At 69.2% G+C, this 24112-nt stretch carries 27 protein-coding genes and 1 tRNA gene; 18 read left to right on the forward strand and 10 right to left on the reverse strand.

The window, feature by feature from the left end:
• Positions 1-44: 44 nt before the first annotated feature.
• Positions 45-518 carry a DNA modification methylase gene (locus tag ACIOSY_RS16515; RefSeq protein WP_400855196.1) on the reverse strand — a complete coding sequence of 158 codons (474 nt, stop codon included), beginning with the start codon at positions 516-518 and terminating at the stop codon, positions 45-47.
• A 134-nt stretch (positions 519-652) separates the two neighbouring features.
• Between ACIOSY_RS16515 and ACIOSY_RS16520 the strand changes: the two genes are divergently transcribed.
• The 6 genes from ACIOSY_RS16520 (at position 653) to ACIOSY_RS16545 (ending at position 6140) form a co-directional block, all read left to right on the forward strand.
• A complete protein-coding gene (locus ACIOSY_RS16520) occupies positions 653-1135 on the forward strand; it encodes a CarD family transcriptional regulator (protein ID WP_400855197.1) in 483 nt (160 codons plus the stop codon).
• A 77-nt stretch (positions 1136-1212) separates the two neighbouring features.
• Positions 1213-2451, forward strand: coding sequence for a 2-C-methyl-D-erythritol 4-phosphate cytidylyltransferase (gene ispD, locus ACIOSY_RS16525; RefSeq protein WP_400855198.1), 1239 nt, complete (start codon positions 1213-1215; stop codon positions 2449-2451).
• Positions 2448-2972, forward strand: a complete 525-nt coding sequence (locus tag ACIOSY_RS16530) for a hypothetical protein (RefSeq protein ID WP_400855200.1) — start codon at positions 2448-2450, stop codon at positions 2970-2972. Before ispD ends, ACIOSY_RS16530 begins: the two co-directional genes overlap by 4 nt.
• A 52-nt stretch (positions 2973-3024) precedes the next feature.
• Positions 3025-4431 (forward strand): cysteine--tRNA ligase, encoded by a 1407-nt coding sequence (gene cysS, locus ACIOSY_RS16535; RefSeq protein WP_400855202.1) that lies wholly within the window; start codon positions 3025-3027, stop codon positions 4429-4431.
• Entirely contained in the window at positions 4424-5437 is a 1014-nt protein-coding gene (rlmB, locus tag ACIOSY_RS16540; protein WP_400855203.1) for a 23S rRNA (guanosine(2251)-2'-O)-methyltransferase RlmB, read from the forward strand. The genes cysS and rlmB overlap by 8 nt, the downstream gene beginning before the upstream one ends.
• 61 nt (positions 5438-5498) lie before the next feature.
• Positions 5499-6140: an NAD(P)-dependent oxidoreductase gene (locus ACIOSY_RS16545; protein WP_400855205.1), complete on the forward strand. Its 642-nt coding sequence runs from the start codon at positions 5499-5501 to the stop codon at positions 6138-6140.
• 20 nt (positions 6141-6160) lie between these two features.
• Here ACIOSY_RS16545 and ACIOSY_RS16550 read toward each other — a convergent pair whose 3' ends face one another.
• Positions 6161-7471 carry a DUF4032 domain-containing protein gene (locus ACIOSY_RS16550; RefSeq protein ID WP_400855207.1) on the reverse strand — a complete coding sequence of 437 codons (1311 nt, stop codon included), beginning with the start codon at positions 7469-7471 and terminating at the stop codon, positions 6161-6163.
• A gap of 82 nt (positions 7472-7553) precedes the next feature.
• On the reverse strand, positions 7554-8657 hold the full coding sequence (locus ACIOSY_RS16555; protein ID WP_400855209.1) for an ABC transporter ATP-binding protein: 1104 nt from the start codon (positions 8655-8657) through the stop codon (positions 7554-7556).
• 236 nt (positions 8658-8893) lie between these two features.
• On the opposite strand from ACIOSY_RS16555, the gene ACIOSY_RS16560 reads away from it, so the two are divergent.
• The 4 genes from ACIOSY_RS16560 (at position 8894) to ACIOSY_RS16575 (ending at position 10830) form a co-directional block, all read left to right on the forward strand.
• Positions 8894-9841, forward strand: a complete 948-nt coding sequence (locus ACIOSY_RS16560) for a DsbA family protein (RefSeq protein ID WP_400855210.1) — start codon at positions 8894-8896, stop codon at positions 9839-9841.
• Positions 9842-9881: 40 nt separating this feature from the next.
• A tRNA-Thr gene (locus tag ACIOSY_RS16565) sits at positions 9882-9954 on the forward strand.
• Positions 9955-9969: 15 nt separating this feature from the next.
• A complete protein-coding gene (locus ACIOSY_RS16570) occupies positions 9970-10422 on the forward strand; it encodes a hypothetical protein (protein WP_400855211.1) in 453 nt (150 codons plus the stop codon).
• 126 nt (positions 10423-10548) lie between these two features.
• Positions 10549-10830, forward strand: a complete 282-nt coding sequence (locus tag ACIOSY_RS16575; RefSeq protein ID WP_400855213.1) for a hypothetical protein — start codon at positions 10549-10551, stop codon at positions 10828-10830.
• Here ACIOSY_RS16575 and ACIOSY_RS16580 read toward each other — a convergent pair.
• Positions 10820-11392 carry a hypothetical protein gene (locus ACIOSY_RS16580; RefSeq protein WP_400855214.1) on the reverse strand — a complete coding sequence of 191 codons (573 nt, stop codon included), beginning with the start codon at positions 11390-11392 and terminating at the stop codon, positions 10820-10822. The two genes, ACIOSY_RS16575 and ACIOSY_RS16580, sit on opposite strands and share 11 nt — an antisense overlap.
• 103 nt (positions 11393-11495) lie before the next feature.
• Here ACIOSY_RS16580 and ACIOSY_RS16585 point away from each other — a divergent pair, with 103 nt between their 5' ends.
• Positions 11496-12449, forward strand: coding sequence for an aldo/keto reductase (locus ACIOSY_RS16585; RefSeq protein ID WP_400855215.1), 954 nt, complete (start codon positions 11496-11498; stop codon positions 12447-12449).
• A 15-nt stretch (positions 12450-12464) separates the two neighbouring features.
• Here the strand turns inward: ACIOSY_RS16585 and ACIOSY_RS16590 are convergent, their stop codons facing one another.
• The gene (locus ACIOSY_RS16590) at positions 12465-13613 is read right to left on the reverse strand and encodes a calcium:proton antiporter (protein WP_400855217.1); all 1149 of its coding nucleotides are present in this window, start codon (positions 13611-13613) and stop codon (positions 12465-12467) included.
• Positions 13614-13838: 225 nt separating this feature from the next.
• Here ACIOSY_RS16590 and ACIOSY_RS16595 point away from each other — a divergent pair, with 225 nt between their 5' ends.
• The gene (locus ACIOSY_RS16595; protein ID WP_400855219.1) at positions 13839-14963 is read left to right on the forward strand and encodes an aromatic acid exporter family protein; all 1125 of its coding nucleotides are present in this window, start codon (positions 13839-13841) and stop codon (positions 14961-14963) included.
• 1 nt (position 14964) lies between these two features.
• Here ACIOSY_RS16595 and cycA read toward each other — a convergent pair whose 3' ends face one another.
• Positions 14965-16494 (reverse strand): D-serine/D-alanine/glycine transporter, encoded by a 1530-nt coding sequence (gene cycA / locus ACIOSY_RS16600; RefSeq protein WP_400855220.1) that lies wholly within the window; start codon positions 16492-16494, stop codon positions 14965-14967.
• A 42-nt stretch (positions 16495-16536) separates the two neighbouring features.
• Between cycA and ACIOSY_RS16605 the strand changes: the two genes are divergently transcribed.
• From ACIOSY_RS16605 to ACIOSY_RS16620, 4 genes are read left to right on the forward strand one after another with little or no spacing between them, the layout of a single operon-like run.
• Positions 16537-17487 (forward strand): ABC transporter ATP-binding protein, encoded by a 951-nt coding sequence (locus ACIOSY_RS16605; protein WP_400855221.1) that lies wholly within the window; start codon positions 16537-16539, stop codon positions 17485-17487.
• Positions 17484-18245, forward strand: coding sequence for an ABC transporter permease (locus ACIOSY_RS16610; RefSeq protein ID WP_400855222.1), 762 nt, complete (start codon positions 17484-17486; stop codon positions 18243-18245). The genes ACIOSY_RS16605 and ACIOSY_RS16610 overlap by 4 nt, the downstream gene beginning before the upstream one ends.
• Positions 18246-18254: 9 nt before the next feature.
• Positions 18255-19367 (forward strand): sensor histidine kinase, encoded by a 1113-nt coding sequence (locus ACIOSY_RS16615; RefSeq protein WP_400855223.1) that lies wholly within the window; start codon positions 18255-18257, stop codon positions 19365-19367.
• Positions 19364-19978, forward strand: a complete 615-nt coding sequence (locus ACIOSY_RS16620; RefSeq protein ID WP_400855224.1) for a response regulator — start codon at positions 19364-19366, stop codon at positions 19976-19978. Before ACIOSY_RS16615 ends, ACIOSY_RS16620 begins: the two co-directional genes overlap by 4 nt.
• Before the next feature lie 43 nt (positions 19979-20021).
• On the opposite strand, the gene ACIOSY_RS16625 is transcribed toward ACIOSY_RS16620, so the two are convergent.
• Both ACIOSY_RS16625 and ACIOSY_RS16630 read right to left on the reverse strand, forming a co-directional pair.
• Positions 20022-20405, reverse strand: coding sequence for an MmcQ/YjbR family DNA-binding protein (locus ACIOSY_RS16625; protein ID WP_400855226.1), 384 nt, complete (start codon positions 20403-20405; stop codon positions 20022-20024).
• A 4-nt stretch (positions 20406-20409) separates the two neighbouring features.
• Complete coding sequence (locus tag ACIOSY_RS16630; RefSeq protein ID WP_400855227.1) at positions 20410-21063, reverse strand: SOS response-associated peptidase family protein; 654 nt, start codon at positions 21061-21063, stop codon at positions 20410-20412.
• A gap of 69 nt (positions 21064-21132) precedes the next feature.
• Here ACIOSY_RS16630 and ACIOSY_RS16635 point away from each other — a divergent pair, with 69 nt between their 5' ends.
• On the forward strand, positions 21133-22083 hold the full coding sequence (locus tag ACIOSY_RS16635) for a DMT family transporter (protein ID WP_400855229.1): 951 nt from the start codon (positions 21133-21135) through the stop codon (positions 22081-22083).
• Here ACIOSY_RS16635 and ACIOSY_RS16640 read toward each other — a convergent pair whose 3' ends face one another.
• Together ACIOSY_RS16640 and msrB are read right to left on the reverse strand one after the other, a co-directional pair.
• Positions 22084-22632: a nitroreductase family protein gene (locus tag ACIOSY_RS16640; RefSeq protein ID WP_400855230.1), complete on the reverse strand. Its 549-nt coding sequence runs from the start codon at positions 22630-22632 to the stop codon at positions 22084-22086.
• Positions 22629-23039 carry a peptide-methionine (R)-S-oxide reductase MsrB gene (gene msrB / locus ACIOSY_RS16645; protein ID WP_400855232.1) on the reverse strand — a complete coding sequence of 137 codons (411 nt, stop codon included), beginning with the start codon at positions 23037-23039 and terminating at the stop codon, positions 22629-22631. The genes ACIOSY_RS16640 and msrB overlap by 4 nt, the downstream gene beginning before the upstream one ends.
• A 72-nt stretch (positions 23040-23111) precedes the next feature.
• Between msrB and ACIOSY_RS16650 the strand changes: the two genes are divergently transcribed.
• A complete protein-coding gene (locus ACIOSY_RS16650) occupies positions 23112-24104 on the forward strand; it encodes a DUF2332 family protein (protein WP_400855233.1) in 993 nt (330 codons plus the stop codon).
• Positions 24105-24112 lie beyond the last annotated feature (8 nt).

Raw genomic sequence — 24112 nt, forward strand, 5'->3', positions numbered from 1 at the left:
CGGCCACCCCGAGGGGCGACCGGCCTTCGTGCGTCAGACGGGCGTCAGTTCTCTTCGGGCACCAGGTCTGCGTAGTACGAGAGCGATCCGTCGAGCACCGGCACGGCAGCCTTGACGCCGGTCGAATCGCCGGACTGGAAGTGGATCTCGATCGTGGCACCGGGCATGGTGTCGAGGTCGACGATGCGCAGGGGCTCGGCGTTGGCGCCGAGGCTGATGCTGTCGCCCGCGGGCACCGTGATGGTGAACGTGTCGCTGCCCGGGAGGGAGATGGTCAGGGTGGCGCGCTCATCGGTCGGGTTCACGATGGCGCCGATGAGGTTGCCGACCGAGCCGTCTTCGGTGGCGACGACGAACACGTTGCGCACATCGATGGGGCCGTCGGCGTCGGAGACGTTGACGCCGTCAGAGGCGGCGTATTCGATCTTCGTCGCCTGGGGCGAGATGAACGTGCAGCCCGTCGCGCCGAGAAGAACGAGGGCGCTGAGGGCAGCAGACGCGACAAGGCGCAATTTCACGGGTCCTCCTGGAGTGCGACGGGATATCCGCAACCATTCTACGGGTATCGACGCCGGGCGTCCGGACGAAGGGGCGCAAACCTTAGCGCATAACCCCTGTGGTATCCTTGAGGTTGCTGAAAGGATACATTTTTATGCTTTTTGAGGTTGGCGAGACCGTCGTCTATCCGCACCATGGCGCTGCGACCATCATCGAGGTCAAGGAGCGCATCATCAAGGGTGAGGCGAAGAAGTACCTGAAGCTCAACGTGACGCAGGGAGACCTCATCATCGAGGTCCCGGCCGAGAACGTCGACCTGGTCGGCGTGCGCGATGTCATCGGCAGAGAGGGCCTGGATCAGGTCTTCGAAGTGCTGCGCGCGCCGTTCACCGAAGAGCCGACCAACTGGTCGCGTCGTTACAAGGCCAACCTTGAGAAGCTCGCCTCCGGCGATGTCATCAAGGTGAGCGAGGTCGTGCGCGACCTGTGGCGTCGTGACCAGGACCGCGGACTGTCCGCGGGCGAGAAGCGGATGCTGGCGAAGGCTCGCCAGATCCTCATCTCGGAGCTGGCTCTCGCGGAGAAGACAGACGAGGACAAGGCGGGCGCACTGCTCGACGAGGTCCTCGCCTCCTGATGTGAGTTTCCCGAAGGGGACGGATGCCTCGTGCATCCGTCCCCTTCGTCGTCCCCGGCAGGCGGTAGCGTGTGAGCGTGACTCTGCTTCCCGTGCCGCACACCGCGATCATCGTCGTCGCCGCAGGCTCTGGCTCCCGGCTCGATGCGGGGGCGCCGAAGGCCTTCGTCGGCATCGATTCCCGCTCGATCCTGCGTCATGCGCTCGACGGCGTCTTCGCGGCATCGCCCGCGCAGGTGGTCGTCGTCGCTCCGGCGGGGTACGAGGGAGACGCCGAGACCGAGCTGCGCGAAGCCGCCGGCGACCGTGCCGACCTCGGTCGCGTCGTGACCGGCGGCGCGAGCCGTCAGGAGTCGGTCGCGGCGGGGCTCGCGGCGCTCTGGGGCGATGTGCGCACGGTTCTCGTGCACGATGCGGCGCGCGCTCTCACCCCGCCGGCGACGATCGATGCCGTGGCCGCAGCCGTGAAGTCCGACCTCGGTGTCATCCCCGTGCTCCCGGTCGTCGACACGCTCAAGAAGGTCGACGGCGACGCCGTGGTGGGCGGTGTCGACCGTTCGGAGCTCGCCGCGGCGCAGACTCCGCAGGGATTCCCCCGCTCACTCCTCACAGCGGCCTACGCCGCGGCTCGGGAATCGGGCGTCGAGTACACCGATGATGCGGCCCTGTTCACGGCGGCCGGTCACCGGGTGCGGCACATCGAGGGTGCGGCGCGCTCGTTCAAGATCACGACTCCTGCCGACCTCGAGCGCGCTCGACACCTGCTCGCATCGAGCCCCGCTCGCACGACGGTCTCCGCCACCGCGGGTGATGGCTCGGCGCCGCGCGCCCACGCACCCCGTGTGGGCATCGGCACCGACGTGCATGCGTTCGGCGGAGACGGTGACCTCTGGCTGGCCGGACTCTCCTGGCCGGGTGAGCCCGCCCTTTCGGGACACTCCGACGGCGATGCTGTCGCTCATGCGATCGTCGATGCGCTCCTCGGCGCCGCCGGTCTCGGCGACATCGGTGAGCATTTCGGAACCGCGCACCCCGAGTACGCCGGGGCTCACGCCGAGGTCTTCCTGGCGCGCACGCGCGAGCTGCTCGCCGAGGCCGGATTCGAGATCGGCAATGTCTCGGCCCAGTTCCAGAGCAACCGGCCCCGCTTCAGCGGCCGTCGCGCCGAGGCCGAGGGCGTGCTGTCTCAGGCGCTCGGCGGCGCACCCGTCTCGGTGACCGCGACGACCACTGATGGGCTCGGATTCCCCGGGCGGGCCGAAGGGATCGCGGTGACCGCGATCGCCGCGATCTTCCCCCGCGGAGTTCAGGCGTGACGGAGATCACCTACCGCCAGCCGCGGCGGAGGCTCATGATCTTCCTCGTCGTGGCGTACCTCGTGGTGCTCATCGTGCTGGGCGTGGTGTTCGCCGACCAGGCGTCGACGTTCGTGAACCAGCTCGCGCAGGGCGGGGCATCCGGCACCGGTCTGATCGTGGGCGTGATCTGCCTGGCACCGCTCTTCGTCGTACTCGCGCTCGTCACGGAGCGCGTGACGGTGCGGCAGGATGCCGCGACGCTCAGCATCCGCGTCGGGCGTGACGAGACGACGGTGGCGCGTCGGGACATCCACCGCATCCGGGTGAACGAGCCGCGAGTGGCGAGCATCCGGCTGTTCGCGCAGAACGGTGCGCAGCTCGTCGAACTCGCGCCGCGGATGCAGGAGTATCCGCAGATGGTCGACATGCTCACCGACGACGGATCGTTCGTCGAGGTCGAGCGGCGTACGGCCTTCCGCGGTCGCGTCAACGTGGTCACCTACGAGCGCCAGCAGCGCCCGGTGTCGTCGCGACCCTGACGGGGCTGACATGCACAGGGGATGCGGGGATCAGGCCGAGTAGGCTTGAGCGGTGACTCTCCGCCTCTACGACACCCGCGCGCAGGACCTGCGCGACTTCGTGCCGCTCGACCCCGGAAACGTCACGATGTACGTCTGCGGGCCGACGGTGCAGTCGGGGCCCCATATCGGGCACGTCCGCGCGGCGCTGAGCTTCGACCTCCTGCGTCGCTGGCTGGCGCAGCGCTACGGGCGCGTCACCTTCGTGCGCAACGTCACCGACATCGATGACAAGGTGCTCACGAACGCGACCGAATCCGAGCCGTGGTGGGCCCTCGCGTACCGCATCGAGCAGGAGTTCACGGCCGCGTACGCCGGCATCGGCATCCTCCCTCCGACGTACGAGCCGCGCGCCACCGCGTCGATCCCGCAGATGCAGGAGCTCATCTCCGTGCTCATCGACCGCGGGCACGCCTACCCGGCCGCCGACGGATCGGGCGACGTCTACTTCGACGTGCGCTCCTGGGCCGCGTACGGCTCGCTCACGCACCAGTCCGTCGACGCGATGGAAGCGGCCGAAGACGCCGACCCCCGCGGCAAGCGCACCCCCCAGGACTTCGCCCTCTGGAAGGGCAGCAAACCCGACGAGCCGGCCGATGCGACCTGGGCATCGCCCTGGGGCGCGGGCCGCCCGGGCTGGCACATCGAATGCTCGGCCATGGCCAAGCGGTATCTCGGCGCCGAGTTCGACATCCACGGTGGCGGCCTCGACCTGCGCTTCCCGCACCACGAGAACGAGCTGGCGCAGTCGACCGCGGCAGGCGACGGATTCGCGCAGTACTGGATGCACAACGGCCTCGTCACGGTGAACGGCCAGAAGATGTCGAAGTCGCTGGGCAACTTCACGCTCGCCGCCGACGTGCTCGCGCTGCGAGACCCGCTGGTGGTGCGCTACGCGCTCGCGGCGGCGCACTACCGCTCGAGCCTCGACCTGTCGGAGTCGTCGTGGGACGAGGCCGAGGCGGCGCTGGGCCGCATCTCGACGTTCGTCGCCCGCGTGCGCCGGTCGCTCCCTGGAGCGCCCGACGAATCGCGCATCGGCGAAGTGCCCGATGCGTTCGCGGCCGCGATGGACGACGACCTCGGCGTTCCGCAGGCGCTCGCCGTGCTGCACGACACGGTACGACGCGGTAACGCGGCGATCGACGCCGCGGAGAACGACGAGGCATGGGATGCTTTCGTGCAGGTGGACGCCATGGTCCGGGTCCTCGGACTCGACGGACTCATGGTCAGCGGCGGGGGAGACCTCGCCGAGCATCGCACTCTGGACGCACTCGTCCAGACGATGATCGCCCAGCGCGCACAGGCGCGGGCAGACAAGGACTGGGCGGCGGCGGATCGCATCCGAGACGCGATCGCCGCCGCAGGAATCACGCTGGAAGACTCTCCAGCCGGAACTCATTGGAGTATTGATGGTTAAGCCACAGCGCCCCGGCGCGAACAAGGGAAACAAGAAGGGCCCCCTCAAGGGCACCGGTGGTCTGGGTCGCAAGGCCCTCGAAGGACGCGGACCCACGCCGAAGGCGGAGGATCGCGCCTGGCACCCCGCCGGCAAGCGCAAGGCCGCCGCCGAGCGCTACGCGGCATCGGGCGGCAAGGGCAAGCCCGGAGCCGGCCAGCGGCAGACGTCGGGTGGAAACCCGAACCGTTCCGCCCGCGGCAAGGACAACACGACCGACACCGAGACGGTCACCGGCCGCAACTCCGTGCTCGAGGCCCTGCGCGCCAAGATCCCTGCGACGGCGTTCTACATCGCGCAGCGCGTCGAGATGGACGACCGCGTCAAGGAGATGCTCTCGATCGCGACCAACCGGGGCATCCCGGTCATGGAGGTCACCCGTCAGGAGCTCGACCGCATGGCCGGCTTCGACGGCGTGCACCAGGGCGTCGCCGTCAAGGTGCCGCCGTACGAGTACGCGCACCCGCAGGATCTGCTCGAGAAGGCGATCCACCGGGGGCAGACCCCGCTGTTCGTCGCGCTCGACGGCATCACCGATCCGCGCAACCTCGGTGCGATCATCCGCTCTGCCGCGGCGTTCGGCAGCCACGGCATCATCCTGCCGCAGCGTCGCTCGGCGGGCGTGAACTCCGCCGCCTGGAAGACGAGCGCCGGTGCGGCTGCGCGCCTTCCCGTCGCCCTCGCCACGAACCTCACGACGCAGCTCAAGGAGTTCAAGAAGCAGGGCGTCTTCATCCTCGGTCTGGCCGGCGACGGCGACGTCGACCTGCCCTCGCTGCAGCTGGCGGATCGCCCGGTCGTCATCGTCGCGGGATCCGAAGGCAAGGGCCTGTCGCGTCTCGTGCGCGAGACCTGCGACCAGATCGTCTCGATCCCGATCTCGACGGCCACCGAGTCGTTGAACGCCGGAATCGCCACGTCGGTCGCGCTCTACCAGGTCGCGACGATCCGTAACAGCAAGAAGTAGCACCGCGTCGGGTGCGGCATCCTCGCCGCGCCCCGACCGCATCCTGAATGGAAGAAGTCGCATGAGCCGCATCGTCGTTCTGGGAGGGACCGGCTACGCCGGTCGTCACATCGTCGCCGAAGCGGCGCGCCGCGGGCATGAGGTGGTCGCGGTCGCGCGGTCGGTGCCCGAGGATGCGGTCGACGGCGTCGCCTACATCCAGGGCTCCGCCCTCGACCTCGCGCCGCTGGCCGGTGCGTTCGCCGGAGCGGATGCCGTGGTCTCGGCGCTCTCGCCGCGCGGCGACATGGCAGACCGGGTTCTCGACGCGCTCGAAGGCGTCGCGCGGCAGCTCTCCGGCACGGGAACGCGCCTCGGGGTCATCGGGGGAGCGGGTGGGAGCCTGGTCGCTCCCGGCGGCCCGCGCCTGTTCGATCAGGACTTCCCCGAGGAGTACAAGCACGAGGCCCAGGTGGGCATCGACTCGCTCGCCTTCCTGGAGTCGACGGATGCCGGTCTCGACTGGTTCTTCATCCACCCCGCCGAGGTCTTCGGACCGTGGGCGGAGGGGGAGCGCACCGGGCACTACCGCGACGGCGGCGACGTGCTGGTGCGCGATGCCGACGGGAAGTCGACCATCTCGGGTGCCGACTTCGCGGTCGCCGTGGTCGACGAGATCGAGCAGGGCAACCACCACCGCGAGCGGTTCACAGTCGGATACTGAGCTGTCGGCTCCGGACGGGGTCAGACCAGGTCGCGCCAGTCGACGTCCTCATCGTCGTCATCGTCTGACGTCGGGGTGACGCCGGTGATGACGGGGAGGCTCATCGTCTCGGTGGGCGGACCCATGATGGTCGCCTCGTCGCGGCGGTGCCGCAGCACCTCGTTGATGTAGCTGGTCAGCACCTCTGCCAGCGGCACGGGGCGTCCCTGCGCCTGCGACAGGTACCACCGGTGCTCCAGCACCTGATGGAACACCTCGGCGGGCTCCAGCTTCGCCCGCAGCTCGTACGGGATCGCGCGCACGACGGGCTCGAAGACGCGGGTCAACCATTCATGCGCGTACATCTCCTCGTCGACCCACTGCTTCGTCGAGCGCGCGCGGAACTCGTCGAGGTCGTTGAGCAGGCGGCGCGCCTGGTTCTCTTCGACGTCGAGTCCCGTGAGACGGATCAGGCGGCGCTGATGGTGCCCGGCATCCACCACCTTCGGCTGGATCTCCACGACCGCACCGTCGGCGGTCGTCGTCATCGACATCTCGTCGATGTCGAAACCGAGGGCGTTCAGTCGCTCGACGCGTTCGGTGATGCGCCAGGTCTCGGCGGCCGAGAACGAATCCTGGGCGGTCAGCTCGGCCCACAGCGACCGGTACGACGACACGATCCCATCGGCGATCGCCACGGCATCCACACCGTGCTCCAGTCGTCCGCCGGCGGCCAGATCCATGATCTCGCCGGCGATGTTGGTGCGGGCCAGATCGAGGTCGTAGGAGCGCTGGCCGTCGGTCAGACCCTCCTCGTGCAGTTCACCGGTCTCGGCGTCGACGAGGTAGGCAGCGAACGCCCCCGCATCGCGGCGGAAGAGCGTGTTCGACAGCGACACGTCACCCCAGTAGAAGCCGACGTTGTGCAGGCGCACGAGCAGCAGCGCGAGAGCATCGACCAGACGGGTGGCTGTGTCCGGGCGCAGCACGCGCGTGAACAGCGCACGGTACGGCATCGAGAAGCGCAGGTGCGCGGTGACGAGGGCGGCCGGGAGCGGTTCGCCGTCGGCATCCGTCCGTCCACCGATCACGGCGACACGGTCGACGCAGGGCACGTCGAGGCGGGTGAGATTGCCGAGCATGTCGTACTCGCGGCGGGCCATCTCCTCGGTCGTCTCCTTCACGGCGATGACGCGCCCCGAGAGGTCGGCGAAGCGCACGAGATGGCGGGAGAGACCCTTGGGGAGCGACACGATGTGCTCCGACGGCCACCGGGCGAGGGTCGTCGACCAGGGCAGGCCCAGCAGGCCGGGGTCGACCGTGCTCGCGGTGATGCGCAGCGAGTCCTTCATGGCAGCTCCAGAGAGAAGAGGGCGAACACAGACGCGGCGCGGGCGACCGAAGTCGACCCGCGCCGCGCGTGTGTGGAACCGATCAGACTGCGGCGACCGGTGCGGTGTTCAGGCGCTCGCCCGTCTCGAGGTCGAACGCGTGAGCGTGGCCCGGGTTCGCAGCCAGCGTGACGGTCTCGCCGGCGTTCGGGTGGCTGCGACCGTCGACGCGTGCGACCAGGTCGGTGCGCTTGCCGTTGATGTCGGCGTGGCCGTAGAGGTAGCCATCGGCGCCGAGTTCCTCGACGAGGTCGACGACGACCGAGAGGCCCTTTCCATCGGCCGGTCCGACCGTGATGTCCTCGGGACGCACGCCGACCGTGACCTGCGTTCCGCTCGCGCGGGTAACGGTGTCGCGGTCGAGCGGAACGACCTCGGTGCCGAAACGGACGCCGCCGTCGGCGAGGTCGGCGGTGAACAGGTTCATCGCGGGCGACCCGATGAAGCCGGCGACGAATACGTTGCTCGGCTTCTCGTACAGGTCGCGCGGCGTACCCACCTGCTGCAGGAGGCCGTCCTTGAGGACCGCGATGCGGTCGCCCATGGTGAGGGCCTCGGTCTGGTCGTGGGTGACGTAGACCGTGGTGACGCCGAGGCGACGCTGCAGCGACGCGATCTGCGTACGGGTCTGCACGCGCAGCTTGGCGTCGAGGTTCGACAGCGGCTCGTCCATGAGGAAGACCTGGGGCTGGCGGACGATCGCGCGACCCATGGCGACGCGCTGACGCTGACCACCGGAGAGCGCCTTCGGCTTACGGGTCAGGTACTCCTCGAGGTCGAGGAGCTTCGCAGCCTCGAGAACGCGGGTGGCGCGCTCTTCCTTGCCGATGCCGGCGATCTTGAGCGCGAAGCCCATGTTCTCGGCGACGGTCATGTGCGGGTACAGCGCGTAGTTCTGGAAGACCATCGCGATGTCGCGGTCCTTCGGCGGGACGTCTGTCACGTCGCGGTCGCCGATGAGGATGCGGCCGGCGTTGACCTCTTCGAGGCCGGCGAGCATGCGGAGCGAGGTGGACTTACCGCAACCGGAAGGGCCGACCAGGACGAGGAACTCGCCGTCTGCCACCTCGAGGTTGAGCTTGTCGACGGCCGGACGGGTGCCGCCCGGGTAGAGGCGGGTGGCCTCGTCGAAAGTCACAGATGCCATTGTGTTTCTCCTTCACCGGCAGGTACGTGCCGGACGATCCGTAGTGATGGATGCGGCGGGAGACCCGCCGTGACCCCTCATTGGGTCGCGTTCAGTATGACATGAACGGTGGCACCTGGGTATTTCTCAGGTGCAATGGTTAACATCGAACTCGGCCGCGCATCGCGGCGATCGTCGCCTACCGATTTCCGATGATCGGGGCCACCCTGCCCCCAGTGAGACTTTCAAGAGGAACGATGTCGAGCGACGAAACGCCGAACGTCCCCACCCCTCGCAACTCCCGCGAGGCTGTGCGGGAGAAGGCCCAGCGAGTGCATGCCCAGCAGTCCCGCGCGCGCATCATGCGACGGATCATCATCGGAACGGTGGCCGTCGTCGCCGTCGGTGCGATCGGCACGGCGGTGACTCTCGCGGTGTCCGCTCAAGTCACGAAGCCGCAGCTCGCCCCGAGCGGCATGGACGGCGACGGCGTCGTCGTGTCGGAGATCTCCGCATCTGCGGCATCCGAAGACGGGGTCGCCGCTCCGAGCGCCGAGTCCTCCGAAGCCGATGCGCCCGCCGAGCCGACGCCCGCGCCGACCGCCACCGAGAAGGTCGACATCCACATCTACGTCGACTACCTGTCGGCCGATGCCGGCGAGTTCGAGCGATCCAACGCCCGTCAGCTGACCAACTGGATCACCGAGGGCGCCGTCACCGTAACCTACCACCCGGTCGCTCTGCTGACCGCGAGCTCGAACGGCACGAAGTACTCGCTGCGTTCGGCTGCGGCCGCCGCCTGCGTCGCGACGCACTCACCCGCGCAGTTCTACGCCTTCAACCACGACCTGCTCGACGACCAGCCCAAGCTCAACAGCGACGGCCTGTCCGACATCGAGCTCGCCGATCTCGCCGGCGCCGTCGGCGTCGACAACACGAAGGCCGTGCGCTCGTGCATCGAGAACGGCGACTTCGTCACCTGGGCGAAGGATGCCACGACCCGCGCCCTCGACGGCCCCCTCGCCGGCTCCGACGATCTGGTGCTCGCATCCGCGCCCATGATCGTGGCCAACGGCGAGGCCTATGTCGGCGCGCTCGACGACCCCGCGGAGTTCTCGCAGTTCGTGCTCACCGTCGCCAGCGACGCGTACTACAAGGCGAACGAGACGCCCACGCCGACCCCGACGCCCACTCCGGCTCCGTAATTCGAAGCGCGTCGCCGCCATCGCTAAGCTGGTGGCACCCGCCGACTTGGCGCAATTGGTAGCGCACCGTACTTGTAATACGGGGGTTGCAGGTTCGAGTCCTGTAGTCGGCACAGTATCGTCCACACATGGGGTTTTCGCCGTGGGGTCTCGCCGTGAGCGTCGCCGTGCTGGCGCCGAATCTGCTGCTGGTGTGGTTTCCTCCGCGGCAGCCATTGCCCCGCGTTTCGGTTCCCTGGCCGATCGGCGTCGCCGAACGGGCGGGCCAAGCGCTGTGCCTCGTGGTTCCGGCGGTCACGGACCCGGGCGCGATGCGGTGGGGATGGGGTGCGGTCGTCGCCGCATCGGTGGCGGGTTATTGGATGCTGTGGGGACGGTACCTCGTGACCGGCCGTCGTGCTCACGCGCTGTATGCGCCCGTGTGGCGCGTGCCGGTCCCGATGGCCCTGCTGCCGGTCGTCGCGTTCCTGGCGACGGGCCTGTGGCTCGACGACCTCTGGGTGGTCGTGGCGGCCATGGTGCTCGCTGCCGGCCACATCCCCGTCGCGGTGCTGACGGCGCGGACGTGGGACCGCGCCTGACCGGGTGGCTCGTGCGACGCGAACGCACATCGGCGCGCAATGAGCAAGGGTGAAGACAGCAGGACTCGACCGTGTTCGACTCGCAGGCGTCGAGTGACACCACCGGGTGTCGCGAAAGGAGCCGAAATGTCCGATCCGTCTTCCGTCCCGTCCGTGCCCTCCGTCCCGGGCGAGCAGCCGACCGGCCCCGGCCCGGCCGACCCTGGTCAGACCCCTCCCGGCCCCGCGGTGCCGTCGCCCTCGCAGCCCTCACCGGCGTTCCCCGACGAGCCCTCGCCGACGCACCCGAACGAACCGCTGGCGCCGACGCCCCAGGAGCCGCTCGCTCCGAATCCGAGTGAACCGCTGGCGCCGAACCCGGAAGAGCCCCTCGCTCCGAACCCGGAAGAGCCGCAGTTCACCGCATAGTCGTGACGGTCTGCTCATTGGTCGCCGTGTCGCAGGTCGTGATCTGCCACGCGGCGGATCCCTCGTCCATGACGCGCGCCATTTCGATGATGAGCGGACTCGGGTAGGTCTCGCCTGCGCGATCGGCGGCGGAGTAGGCGCCGGATCCGGCCGTCTGCTCCGCCTCCGTGAGCTGCACATCCCGGGTCGCGAACGGCTCCAACGTGCGCACGTCGACGAGCGCCTCCCTGCCGGCGGCGGGATCTTCGACGCGCTCGCCGAAGATATCCGTGCGCTCCGCCGCGCTGCGGATGCGCCAGGCCCAGCGCTCACCGACGTACTCGAGCCGCAGACCGACGACGGCGCCGCCCACCGCGGAGGATTCGCTCGGCAACGCCTCGAGGAAGTCGGTGGGCCAGGTGAGTTCGGAGGGCATGCAGGTGCCCGGGTAGTCCTCGCCGAGCGTTGCGGGCGGGTCGGGCATGGTCGCGCACCCGGTCACGATGAGCGCCGCGGCCACGATCGCGCCGCCCCCGACGAATCGGCGCGGACCCATCGACGCTGCGGGGAGACCCTCTTTCATCCGCACAGGCTATCCGAGGCTCGTGACGACGGGGCGGAGCGCGTGCCCGTGCAACACGCCGTCATGGGGAAATAGCTCGGCGCGGGCGACGGTTGTCCCGAGTATGACTCGTATCGGAACCAGTGATCTTGATGTCTTCCCGCTCTCGCTCGGCGGCAACGTATTCGGTTGGACGGCCGATCGCGACACGTCGTTCGCGGTGCTCGACGCCTTCGTCGCAGGCGGCGGCGACTTCATCGACACCGCCGACGGGTACAGCGCGTGGGTGCCGGGGAACTCGGGCGGCGAGAGCGAAACGATCATCGGCGAGTGGCTGGCATCGCGCAAGCCCGAGAACGTGGTCGTCGCGACCAAGGTGAGCACGCATCCGGACTTCCGCGGGCTCGCAGCATCCACCGTGCGCAAGGCCGCCGAGGCATCGCTCGCCCGCCTGGGCGTCGACACCATCGACCTCTACTACGCGCACTTCGACGACGAGAGCACCCCGCTCGAGGAGACGGTCGGCGCATTCGGCCAGCTCGTCGCCGACGGCCTCGTGCGCAACGTGGCGGTCTCCAACTATTCGGCGGAGCGCATCCGCGAGTGGATCTCCATCGCTCAGCGCACGGGAGCCGCGCTCCCGGTGGCGGTGCAGCCGCACTACAACCTCGTGCATCGCAACGACGTCGAGAGCTCGATCATCCCCGTGGCCGAAGAGTTCGGACTCGGGCTCGTGCCGTACTACTCGCTCGCGAGCGGGTTCCTGACGGGCAAGTACCGGTCGACCGAGACCGCGGGCCAGTCGTCGCCCCGCGCGCAGGGTGCGGCCAAATACGCCACCGACGCCGGTCTGCGCATCATCGACGCCCTCGAAGAGATCGGTCAGGCCCACGGCGCATCGATCGCCGCGACCTCGCTCGCCTGGCTTCGTGCCCAGCCGACCGTGGTCGCACCGATCGCGAGCGCGCGCACGGTCGAGCAGGTGCCGGATCTGCTCGCGGGCGCCCGTCTCGAACTGACCGCTGACGACGTGCAGACCCTCAACCGCGTCTCGGAGTGGACGCCCTCTCAGGCCTGATCCGCGCCGATGCGATCAGCTGAAGAGCACGATCGCATATGCGGCGAAGGCCGCCAGGTGGGTGACCCCGTGCATCGCGGTCACCCGCTTGGCGCTGAAGGTCGTCACCGAGAGCAGCAGGGTCACGCCGAGCATGAGGAGGTTCGCGGGCAATTCCGCGAGCACCACCGTCTGACCGGTGAGCATGCCGATGATGAGAACGGCGGGGATCGTAAGGCCCACGGTCGACACGAGCGCGCCGTGGCAGAGGTTGTTCACGCGCTGCGCCTCGCCACCGAGCGCGGCGCGGATCGCCGTGATCGATTCGGGGAGGAAGACGATCGCGGCGATGAGCACGCCCGCCAGAGCCGCGGGGGCGCCCAGGCGTCCGAGCCCGTCGTCGAGCAGCGCGGCCATGTCGTGCGAGAGCAGCACGATCGGCACGACGGTGATCACCAGCAGCGACAGACGCACGACGATCTCGACGCGGTGGGTGGCGAGTGTCTCGCGGATGCCGGGTCGTGACGTCGTGGCCGCGGCATCCTGCTTCCGGCGCAGACGTTCGTCGACCTCGGTGAAGTCGCCCGCCTGCGCACCCATCTGACGGAACAGGAAGAACGCGTAGATCGCGAGCGTCAGCACGATGATCGGGATCGCCTGGGCAGGGGTGTACGAGCCGTCGTCGCCGATGAGCGCGGGCAGGGCGAACGCCAGCGCGACGAGCACCACGAGCATCGACAGGTAGGCCGATGTGCCGGTGCGGTTGTGCGCCAGGCCGCGGTGGCGGAGTCCGCCCAGCAGCAGCGCCAGACCGATGACGAGGTTGAGGATGATCATCGCGACCGCCATCACGGAGTCGCGCGCGATGGTCGCATGCTCGCCCGGCCCGAGCATGACCGCCGAGATCAGGATGACCTCGATGAGCACGATCGACAGGGTCAGGACGAGCGAGCCGTATGGGTCGCCCAGGCGGTGGGCGAGCGCCTCGGCCTGCTTCACGACCCCGAACGCGCAGACGAGGATCACGGCGATGATCACGCCGAGGGCGACGAGCAGCAGCGGCGCCGGCACGGGAGCGGCGAGCAGCGGGTGGGCGAGCAGCACCACCCCGTAGATGCCCCAGCCGAGGGCGATGCGGGCGATGTCGGATGCTCCGACGAACCGTCGTGCTGCGGTGAGTGTCATCATCTGACTCCTTCGAGGTGGGGTCGTCCCCGGATGATGACGAGAATCGGGTCGTCCCGACTGCCGCGTGTGCGATGCACTGCTTCGATGGTACCGGCTCGGTCTGCGCGTGTCCTGGGCAGGAACGTACGGGCGGATGCTCGCTACCGGCCTGACATGCCGGAATGCAACCCCATGGCCGCCGGTGTGCGCGGCGGCTACCGTCGTGCACGGAGAGGGAGGCCCGTGACACAGACAGACTCTGCGATACGCCGTCGTGCGGCGTCTCTCGCGCGACCCCTGCGACAGGCGACGAGCCGGGCACGTCTGCTGCTCGCCACCAAGACGGCGCTCGCGGTCGGCCTCGCCTGGGCCATCGCCCCGCACATGCCCGGGGTCACACAGCAGTACCCGTATTACGCGCCGCTCGGGGTGCTCGTCGCCATGTACCCCACTCTGATGGGCTCGGCCAAGACCGTGCTCCAGACGCTGCTCGGCCTTGCGACCGGAATCGCTCTGGCCGCCCTTGCCGTGCTCACCGTCGGCCCCAACTGGTGGTCGATCCCCGTGGTCGTCGGGCTCGGCGTGCTGGTCTCCGGCACCGGGTGGTTCGGCGCCGGGCGCGAATACGTGCCGATCGCGGCGCTGTTCGTGCTCATCATTGGCGGGCAGAACGCCGATGACTACTCGCTCGGGTATCTGACGCAGATGGCGGTCGGTGCCGTCGTCGGCCTCGTCGTGAACGTCGTGATCGCCCCCGCGCCGCTGACCGCGTACGCCGCGGCCCAGGTCGATGCGCTCCGTGCGAAGCTGTCGCTCCACCTGCACGACATCGGTGACGCCATCTCCGAGTCCTGGCCGCCCGAGCACGAGCAGTGGGCGCGCGACTCCACCTCTGTCGCGAGCACGACTCACGATGTGCAGGCCGCGCTCGCCGAAGCCGACGAGAGCAGGCGCGGAAACCCTCGAGCCATGCGCGGGCGGGGTCAGACGCGCGATGTGCATGCGCAGCTCGATGCGCTCGATCGCATCGCCCACCACATCCGCGACATCTCCGACTCCATCGCCGACACGATCTGGGATCGTCCGGCAGCCTTGGAACTCGATCCCGCTCTTCCGGAACCACTGACAGCCGCGTGCCATGCCGTCGCCGACGTGATCGCCCTCGACGACGACGGCTCCGCCGAGGTCCACCGCGCTCGGGGTGCGGCCGCCCGCGCCGTGCGCCTGCTGCTCGAGACGGTCGATGATCGCACCCTGCAGGTGCGGCGATCGATGGGTCCGGGAGTGCTCACGGCGATGCACCTGCGGCGCATCCTGATCCTCAGCGGTCAGCAGCCCGACACCGACACCACCACCACCGACGACTGAATCAGTCCCCCGGTTCGCTGTCGTCGCGCAGGTGCGCGATGTGCGCGGCGTGACGGCGGAGGTGATTCGGCGAGCGGCGCACGACGAGCCAGGCGACGAACAGCAGCGCGAACCAGATCGGTGTCACGAGCAGGGGGATCAGCGTGTCGCGCTGCGTCGTGAGGGCCCACAGGATGAAGACGAAGAACGCGAGCACGACGTAGACCATGAACACGCCGCCCGGCATGCGGAAGGTCGAGGCCGCTGCCTTCTCGGGGCGTCGGCGGCGGTACACGACGTAGCTGAGCAGGAAGATCGTCCACACGAACATGAAGCACACGGCCGACACCGTGGTCACCATTTCGAAGGCGGTGCCGATGTCGTCACCGGCATAGAGCAGCACGACGCCGGAGAGCAGCAGGATGCAGGAGAGGAACAGTGCATTGCGGGGCACCCGCCGCGTCGACAGCCGCCCGAACAGTCGGGGCGCGTCGCCGTCCTGCGCGAGACCGAAGACCATGCGCGAGGTGGAGTAGATGCCGGAGTTCGCGCTCGACATCGCCGAGGTGAGCACGACGAGATTGACCACCGTCGCGGCGATGCCGAGCCCCGCCAGGGCGAACATGGCGATGAACGGACTCTCGCCGGCCACGTACTCGGTCCACGGGGTGACGGCCATCAGCACGACGAGTGCGCCCACGTAGAACAGCAGGATGCGGATCGGGATCGCATTGATCGCCTTCGGCAGATTGCGCTTCGGATCCTTGGTCTCCGCCGCGGCAGTGCCCACCAGCTCGATCCCGACGAACGCGAACACCGCGATCTGGAACCCGGCGACGAAGCCCAGGAAGCCGTGCGGGAACATGCCGCCGTGATCCCAGAGGTTCGCGAAGCTCGCGGTGCCGGCATCGTGCTGGAAACCGGTGAAGATCATCACGAGGCCGGTGACGATGAGCGCCACGATCGCGATGATCTTGATGAGCGCGAACCAGAACTCCATCTCGCCGAACGCCGCGACCGTCGGCAGGTTCAACGCGAGCAGGATGACGACCACGGCCACCCCGGGGATCCAGAGCGGGATGCCGGGGATCAACGTGTTCGTGTACCCCGCGATGGCGATCACATCGGCGACGCCCGTGACGACCCAGCAGAACCAGTAGGTCCAGCCGGTGAAGAACCCGGCCCAGGGCCCGAGGAGATCACTCGCGAAATCGCTGAACGACTTGTACTTCAGGTTCGACAGCAGCAGCTCGCCCATCGCCCGCATCACGAAGAAGAGCATGAAGCCGATGATCATGTACACGAAGATGACCGACGGCCCGGCGACCGAGATCGTCTTCCCACTGCCCATGAACAGGCCGGTGCCGATGGCTCCGCCGATCGCGAGCAGCTGGATGTGGCGGTTGCTCAGCGCCCGTCGCAGGTGCTGGTCTTCATCTTCGGAGGTCTGCGTCTGCTTCGTCACCTGATGCACAGTAATGCACGTCGGGGGTGCTGCCCGAACCGGCCCGGATGCTCGGACATGACGGATGTCATCCCGATGATGTGACATCGGCCTCCGGCATCCGGCCGTCGCCCGCGGTTGGGTGGGAGCATGAGCCAACCAGCCCTCGCCCCCATCGATCGATCGCCGTCGGGATCCGCTCCCGCCGTCGAGCTGACCGGAATCGTGCGTCGCTTCGGCCACGGTGCCCACCGTGTCGTCGCGGTCGACGGCATCGACCTGCGCATCGAGCGCGGAGAGGTCGTCGCCCTCCTCGGACCCAACGGCGCGGGCAAGACGACGACCATCGACGTGCTCCTCGGCCTCTCCGAACCCGATGAGGGGACCGCACGTGTGCTGGGCACCGACCCGCGTCATGCCGTCGCTTCGGGGCGGCTGGCCGCCGTGCTGCAAACCGGGGGCCTGCTCTCCGACCTCACGGTGCGCGAGACCGTCTCGGTCGTCGCGGGACTGCACGGAGCCAGCGGACGCATCGCCGACGTCATCGAGCGGGCCGACCTCGGAGCGATCGCCCGCCGGCGCGTGGGCAAGTGCTCCGGCGGCGAGAAGCAGCGGGTCAAGTTCGCCCTCGCGCTGCTGCCCGACCCCGACGTGCTCGTGCTCGACGAGCCGACCGCGGGCATGGACGTCACGGCACGTCGCCGGTTCTGGGAGGCGATGCGGGCGGATGCCGATGCGGGCCGCACGATCCTGTTCGCCACTCACTACCTCGAAGAGGCCGAGCAGTTCGCGCGGCGCACCATCGTCGTCAACCACGGGCGCATCGTCGCCGACGGCGCGACCGCGCAGCTGCGGGCGTCGCTCGGCGGACGCTCGGTCTCGGCGACACTGCCCGGCCCCGCGCTCGCCGCACTCGTCGACGAACTGCGCTCCGACGCCGCGGTCGCAGAGGTGTCGACCGACGCCGATCGCCTCACCGTGCGCACCGAAGCATCCGATGTGCTCGCCGGACGGCTGCTGTCTCTCGGCGCGACAGATCTGGAGATCACCGCGCCGACCCTCGAATCCGCTTTCACCTCGCTCACGGAGGACCCGTCATGACCACGCTCGTCGCACCCGCGCTGTATCGCACGGAGCTCGTACGCCAGATCCGCAACCCGTACACGCTCGCCTTCACGCTCGCGATGCCCGTCGCCATGTACCTGCTCTTCGGGGCGAGCATGTCGTACGCCTCGCAGAGCGTGGGCCAGGCGAACGTGTCGTTCTACGTCATGGTCTCGATGGGGGCCTACGGCACGGCGACGGCGATGAGCTCGCTCTGCTCGCTCGCCGCCTCGGAGGTCGGGCAGGGGTGGGGAAGGCAGCTCGCCCTCACGCCGCTGACCACGCTGGGCTACGCCGTGACGAAGGTGCTCGCAGCCGTCTCGTTCTCGGCGCTCGCGGTGATCTTCGTCTACGCGGCGGGCTTCGCCACCGGTGCCGAAGCCGACGACGCCTGGCGCTGGCTCGCCGCGGCGCTGATCACGCTCGGTCTCGGACTCGTGTACGGCCTGTTCGGTCTGGGCGTCGGGCTGGCCTTCAACTCCGACTCGGCCGCGGCGCTCGCCTCGATCTCGATCACGTTCTTCGGCTTCTTCGGCAACGTGTTCATCCCGCTCGACGGGGCGATGCTCGACATCGCGAAGTTCACCCCGATGTACGGCTACGTCGCTCTCGTGCGCTGGCCGGCGACCGACGGCGCGCTGGTCGCCGGGGGAGCGGACCCGCTCTGGGCCGTGCTGCTCAACGTCGCCGTCTGGGCCGTTCTGTTCGCCGCGCTCGTGCGCCTCGGGGTCTCCCGATCGCGGCGCCGTCGTTAGGCTGAGCGCATGACGACCGAGGGCGCCCCCACCGCGCGCGCCACCACCGAGGTGCAGTCGCACACCGGTCCCTGGGAACGCTGGGGCTGGCTGATGGCGGTCGTCTGGATGGTGTTCCTCGTCTACCCGGTGTTGTCGCTGCTGAGATCGGATGCCGCGACCGGATGGGTGGCGCTCGGATGGGTGGCACTGGTGTCGTTCGCCGTCGTGTACGTCATCGGATTCGTCATCGGCATGCGGTCGGAGTGGGGTAAGCCGAAGCCCCTGGTGCGGAACCTCTTCTGGGTGCAGATCGTCTGCGCACTCGCCACCGTCCCGGCGATCGATTCGCAGGCGTTGAGCTTTCTGCCGTACCTCATGTCTTACGCCAGCTACGGTCTTCGGGGTGCCTGGCACTGGGTGACCACGGTCGGGAGCATCGCGACCGCGACGATCGTGATCCTCGTCACCGGGCGATTCGAGTACCACTTCCAGATCCTCGTGATCGTGTTGCTCATCGCGGTCGTCAACACCGTCAACGCGTGGCTCATCGGCCGCTCGGTCGACGCCGACAGGGTGCGGGTCGAACTCGCCACCAGCGACGAGCGAGCATCGATCGCCCGCGACGTGCACGACCTGCTCGGGCACACCCTTACCGCCGTGAAGCTCAAGGCCGAGCTCGCCGAACGGCTGGTCGACCAGGATCCCGAGCGCGCGAAGGCCGAGCTCGCGCAGATCGTGCACCTCACGGGCGAAGCGATCGCGGGCGTGCGCAGCACCGTCACCGGCATCCGCGGTGCAGCGCTTTCGGAGCAGATCCAGGCGAGCACGCTGGCGCTGGAGTCGGCCGGTCTGCAGGTGCGCGTCGAGGGCGACCCCGCTTCGCTGTCTCCGGCGCAGTCCCTGCCGGCCGGCTGGATCCTGCGCGAGTCGACGACGAACATCCTGCGGCACGCGGCAGCCCGGCGCGTGCGCATCACGATGGCGCCCGGCGTTGTGGCGATCGAAGACGACGGCCGGGGGTCGCGCGGCCCCGCCGGCAACGGCCTGCGCGGCATGGCGGAGCGCGCAGCCGCAGCCGGAGGGGTGCTGGCCGTGGAAGACGCCGACGACGGCGGAACGAGAGTGAGCGTGACCTGGTGACCGATCCCATCCGACTGCTGCTGGTCGACGACCAGGCGCTCGTGCGCGGGGCGATGGGCGCGCTGCTCGAACTCGAAGACGACCTCACCGTGGTCGCGGAGGCAGCGGACGGCTCGCAGGCTGCCGAGCGGGCCGCCGAGACGCACCCCGACGTCTGCCTGATGGACATTCAGATGCCCGGGGTCGGCGGGGTCGACGCCACCCGTCTCGTGCGCGAGGTGAGCCCCGCCACACGGGTGCTCGTCGTGACGACCTTCGCGCGACCGGGATACCTGCGTCAGGCGTTGGACGCCGGAGCCAGCGGATTCATCGCCAAGGACACCCCGGCCACCCAGCTCGCGCATGCCGTTCGACGGGTGCACCAGGGGCTGCGCGTCGTTGATCCCGTGCTCGCCGAGGCCTCGTTGTTCGAGGGGGCGAACCCGCTGAGCGAACGCGAGCAGCAGGTGCTCCGGCTCTCGGCCGATGGGCGGGCGATCGCCCAGATCGCCGCCGAGGTCTTCCTCTCGGCGGGGACGGTGCGCAATCACCTGTCGTCGGCGATCGGCAAGACCGCGACGGAGAACCGCGCGCAGGCCGCCCGGACGGCGCGCGACAAAGGCTGGATCTGAGAGCCGAGCGCGGCGGACGCCACTCTGCGGGCCGTCGTGTGCGTCAGGCGGGCGGGCGGCCGAACAGATCGGGATCGACCGGCCGCTGAGCCCGCGGCAGCTTCTCGACCACGAGCAGGTACGACTCGGTGACGAGTTCGGTGACGAGCCCTTCTTCGAGGGAGTCACCGGGAGTCAGCGTGATCCAGTGCTTTTTGTTCATGTGATAGCCGGGGACGATGTCGGGGAACGTCTCGCGCAGGGCGACCGCGTCGTCGGGATGCGACTTGAGAGTCACCCGCCCCGTGCCGTCGAGGGGCAGGAGCAGGAAGACCTTGCCGCGCACCTTGTAGACGTCCCACTCCGGCCCGAACGGATTCTCGCGCTCGGCACCCGGGAGTTCGTCGGCGCGCGCGGCCGCGGCGGCATTCAGCTCAGTCGAATCCATGGTCTCAGAACAGCCGTTCCGTGCCTTTGTCGTCGCTTCGCGGCGTCGCGATCACACGATCGTCGAGGGATGCCGCGGCGAGCAGCGCCTCGTCGATGAGTTCGCGATCGCCCTGCGCGGTGAGCCAGTCGTGCGCGAACGGCGTGGGAATGAGCACCGGCATGCGATCGTGCACGTCGGCGAGGTGGGCGGGCGCCGGGCGCATGACGATGGAGTAGCAGGTGAACCACTCGCCGTCGGCGGTGCGCCCGCGCTGCGTCACGGCCGCCATGCCGAACAGGGCGCGACTGTCGACGCCGAATTCGTGCCAGACGCGTTCGGGCTTCTTCAACTCGAACCACCCGGTGGCCGGAACGATCGCCCGGGACTTCAGGCTGCCCGGTCGGTCTTGCAGTCGCTCGGAGCGCGTGTTGATCGAGGGGAACTTCGCCGGCTGTCCGTCGACCAGAAACCCCCACCAGGCGGGTTCGAGCGTCGTCTCACCGTCGGTGTCGACGACGATCGGGTTGAGGTTGCGCAGATTCTTGCCGGTCGGGCGCAGGGTCTCTTCGGCGTTCTGCTCGGCCCAGTGCCGCAACCCGTCGAGAAGCTCGGCATCGGCCTCGGCCAGCAGCTCGGCATCGGTGAATCGGGGATCGAGCCCGTAACTCGCGCACATGCCCACAGGTTAGCCCCGGCCACCGACATCGCGGCAGGGGCGGTGCATTCCTCCGGTACCGTGAAACGAGTGACCGCCACCCGCTCGCTGCCCGTCCCTCTCGCCATCGGCGGAGCCGTCGCGATCGGTGTGATGACCGCGGTGCAGGCGCGCATCAACGGGGTTCTCGGCATCCGCCTCGGCGACGGGGTCGTCGCAGGTCTCGTCTCGTTCATCGTGGGAACCGTCGCGCTCGCGCTCATCGTCGCGGCTCTCCCGACGGGGCGTGCGGGGATGGCCCGGCTCGCGCACGGCATCCGCACCCGCACCGTTCCGCCGTGGATGCTCCTGGGCGGCGCGTGCGGGGCCCTTACCGTCTCGACCCAGGGGTTGACGGCCGCGGTGCTCGGCGTCTCGCTGTTCACCGTGGGCGTCGTGGCCGGACAGACCGTGCACGGTCTCGTGCTCGATCGGATCGGCTTCGGCCCGGCCGGCGTCGTCGCGGTCACGATGGGACGCGTCGCCGGGGCGGCGCTCGCGCTCCTCGCCGTGGGCGTCTCGATGGGCGGCGACGTGCTGCGCACCGCCCCGCTATGGATGCTCGTGCTCCCGTTCGCCGCGGGCGTCGGCATCGCGTGGCAGCAGGCGGCGAACGGTCGGTTGGCGCAGCGGGTCGCCTCTCCGATGGCGGCGACGATGACGAGCTTCATCGCGGGCACTCTCGTGCTCGCCGTCGCCGCCACCGTCAGCGTTCTCGTGCAGGGCGCGCCGCACGCCCTTCCCGCCGAGCCCTGGCTGTATCTGGGCGGTTTCCTCGGCGTCGTCTACATCTTCCTCGGCGCGTTCCTCGTGGCCCACACCGGGGTGCTGCTGCTCGGCCTCGGGTCGGTGCTGGGGCAGCTGGTGGCGGCCGTGGTGATCGACATGTTCTGGCCGACCGAGGCCGGCCCCGCCGCCTGGCAGATCGTCACGATGGTCGTGATCGCCGTGGCATCCGTTCTGGTCGCCCTCGCGCGGCGCCGGCCGGAACGCCACCGCTGACTACTTCTTCGCGCCCTTCGCCGGCATCCGCGTGAGCAGCGCATCGGCATCCACCGGCTTGCGGCGACCCGGCTCCTTGGCGGGCTTGCCGCCGACGTAGAGCCAGCCCAGCAGCTGCTCGTTCTTCTTCAGGCCGTGTGCCTTCGCCACCGCTTTCGACCGCGTGTAGCCGCCGGTGCGCCAGAAGACGCCCCACCCGGCTTCGTCGAGCAGCAGGCTGAGGGTGTGGGCGACGCCCGAGGCGACGGCCTCCTGCTCCCACACGGGCACTTTGTGCTTCGTGCGGTAGCTGCCGACGACCGCGATGAGCAGCGAGGCCCGCAGAGGCTTGGTCGAGGGGCTCTTGTCGCCCTCCGCCTTCGCGATCGCTGCACCGAGAGCGAGCCGGTCGTCGCCGCGCAGCTCGATCAGGCGCCAGGGACGCAACGACGAGTGGTCGGCCACGCGCCCCGCGGCGGCGATCAGCGGCAGCAGCTCCTCGCGTGAGGGGGCGTCTTCGGTGACCTTCGACCAGGACTGGCGCGCGCGGACCGCATCGAGGGCGCTCACGCCTCCGACGCCTCCGGCGTGAAGGTGAGCGCCAGCGAGTTCATGCAGTAGCGGTCGCCGGTCGGTGTGCCGAACCCGTCGGGGAACACATGCCCGAGGTGCGACCCGCAGTTGGCGCAGCGCACCTCGGTGCGCACCATGCCGAGCGTGGTGTCGTCGATGAGCTCGACCGCGTCGGGACGGATCGACTCGTAGAAGCTCGGCCATCCGCATCCGGAGTCGAACTTCGTACCGCTCTTGAAGAGTTCGGCACCGCAGGCTCCGCACGCGTACAGACCGGAACGCTCCTCGTCGAGCAGCTCACCGGTCCACGCGCGTTCGGTGGCGGACTGCCGCAGCACCGCATACTGCTCGTCGCCGAGTTCCTCGCGCCACTCTTCTTCGGTCTTTTCCACGCTGTACGACATGCGTCCTCCTTGGTCGCTTCCATTCTCTCGTGCCTGCGGCGGTGTTGGCGCGCGGGCGGCGACAATGGACGGATGACGGATGCTGTCCAGCAGCGCTACGCGCGGTTCGCCGACCACGAGGCCCCCGGCCGCAGTGCGCTGTACGCCGAGTGGGCCGCGGGGATCGCCGCCGATGCGGAGATGCGCGACATCCTGGCGAGGATCCCGGAGACGCACCGCCAGCCGCCGCTCGTGTTCGCGGTCACGCGGATGCTCGGCGCACCCCTCGAGGGCTATCCGACCTGGCGGGCGTTCGTGCTCCGCAATGCCGACCGGGTCGTCGCGGAGTGCGCGGCGCGCTCGTTGCAGACCAACGAACCGCTGCGGCTCGCGGCACTGCTGCCGGTGCTGAGCGAGATCGAGGGGCCGATCGCGCTGCTCGAGATCGGGGCATCCGCCGGACTGTGCCTGTATCCCGACCGCTACTCGTACCGTTTCGTCGACCACGACGGCACGCTGCGGCTGGGCCTCGATCCGGCGGATGGTGTGTCGCGCGTCGTGCTCGAGAGCCGTGTCGACGGCGACCTCCCGAGCATCCGAATGCCGAACGTGGTGTGGCGCGCCGGCATCGATCTCTCCCCGCTCGACGCGCGCGACGCGCGGGACAGGGCGTGGTTGCGCGGGCTCGTGTGGCCGGGGGAGGAAGGCCGCGAGGCGCGCATCGATGCGGCGCTCGACATCGCGGCCTCCGATCCGCCCCTGCTCGTGCGCGGCGATGCGGGCGAGCAGCTCGATGCGCTCGTCGCCGAGGCGCCGGCCGACGCGACCCTCGTCATCACTACGCCGGGCGTTCTCGTGCACATCCCGCGTGCGGCCCGCATCGCCCTGGTCGAGCGCCTTCTCGAGCATCCTGCGCGGTGGATCACGATCGACCCTCCCGCTCTCCTCGACGTGTGGAGCCCTGCGCTGACCGCCGACGGGTGGCCGGGATTCGTGGTCGCGCTCGACGGCTCCGTGCGCGCCGCCGCCGATCCTCTCGGCGCCTGGTGGGAGTGGCGTGCAGCCCTGGCATCAGACCCGTCCTAACCTGGACT

The organism is Microbacterium sp. NPDC087665 (genome assembly GCF_044743285.1).
GTDB lineage: Bacteria > Actinomycetota > Actinomycetes > Actinomycetales > Microbacteriaceae > Microbacterium.

Bases quoted from the DNA above. Each gene is read 5' to 3' on its own strand.
- ACIOSY_RS16605 (WP_400855221.1), top strand. From the start codon at position 16,537: ATGAGCCAACCAGCCCTCGCCCCCATCGATCGATCGCCGTCGGGATCC.
- ACIOSY_RS16560 (WP_400855210.1), top strand. From the start codon at position 8,894: ATGTCGAGCGACGAAACGCCGAACGTCCCCACCCCTCGCAACTCCCGC.
- ACIOSY_RS16570 (WP_400855211.1), top strand. From the start codon at position 9,970: ATGGGGTTTTCGCCGTGGGGTCTCGCCGTGAGCGTCGCCGTGCTGGCG.
- ACIOSY_RS16585 (WP_400855215.1), top strand. From the start codon at position 11,496: ATGACTCGTATCGGAACCAGTGATCTTGATGTCTTCCCGCTCTCGCTC.
- ACIOSY_RS16545 (WP_400855205.1), top strand. From the start codon at position 5,499: ATGAGCCGCATCGTCGTTCTGGGAGGGACCGGCTACGCCGGTCGTCAC.
- ACIOSY_RS16580 (WP_400855214.1), bottom strand. From the start codon at position 11,392: ATGAAAGAGGGTCTCCCCGCAGCGTCGATGGGTCCGCGCCGATTCGTC.
- ACIOSY_RS16625 (WP_400855226.1), bottom strand. From the start codon at position 20,405: ATGGATTCGACTGAGCTGAATGCCGCCGCGGCCGCGCGCGCCGACGAA.
- msrB (WP_400855232.1), bottom strand. From the start codon at position 23,039: ATGTCGTACAGCGTGGAAAAGACCGAAGAAGAGTGGCGCGAGGAACTC.
- ACIOSY_RS16550 (WP_400855207.1), bottom strand. From the start codon at position 7,471: ATGAAGGACTCGCTGCGCATCACCGCGAGCACGGTCGACCCCGGCCTG.
- ACIOSY_RS16610 (WP_400855222.1), top strand. From the start codon at position 17,484: ATGACCACGCTCGTCGCACCCGCGCTGTATCGCACGGAGCTCGTACGC.
- cycA (WP_400855220.1), bottom strand. From the start codon at position 16,494: ATGTCACATCATCGGGATGACATCCGTCATGTCCGAGCATCCGGGCCG.
- ACIOSY_RS16590 (WP_400855217.1), bottom strand. From the start codon at position 13,613: ATGACACTCACCGCAGCACGACGGTTCGTCGGAGCATCCGACATCGCC.
- rlmB (WP_400855203.1), top strand. From the start codon at position 4,424: ATGGTTAAGCCACAGCGCCCCGGCGCGAACAAGGGAAACAAGAAGGGC.
- ACIOSY_RS16555 (WP_400855209.1), bottom strand. From the start codon at position 8,657: ATGGCATCTGTGACTTTCGACGAGGCCACCCGCCTCTACCCGGGCGGC.
- ACIOSY_RS16650 (WP_400855233.1), top strand. From the start codon at position 23,112: ATGACGGATGCTGTCCAGCAGCGCTACGCGCGGTTCGCCGACCACGAG.
- ACIOSY_RS16520 (WP_400855197.1), top strand. From the start codon at position 653: ATGCTTTTTGAGGTTGGCGAGACCGTCGTCTATCCGCACCATGGCGCT.
- ACIOSY_RS16615 (WP_400855223.1), top strand. From the start codon at position 18,255: ATGACGACCGAGGGCGCCCCCACCGCGCGCGCCACCACCGAGGTGCAG.
- ACIOSY_RS16630 (WP_400855227.1), bottom strand. From the start codon at position 21,063: ATGTGCGCGAGTTACGGGCTCGATCCCCGATTCACCGATGCCGAGCTG.
- ACIOSY_RS16575 (WP_400855213.1), top strand. From the start codon at position 10,549: ATGTCCGATCCGTCTTCCGTCCCGTCCGTGCCCTCCGTCCCGGGCGAG.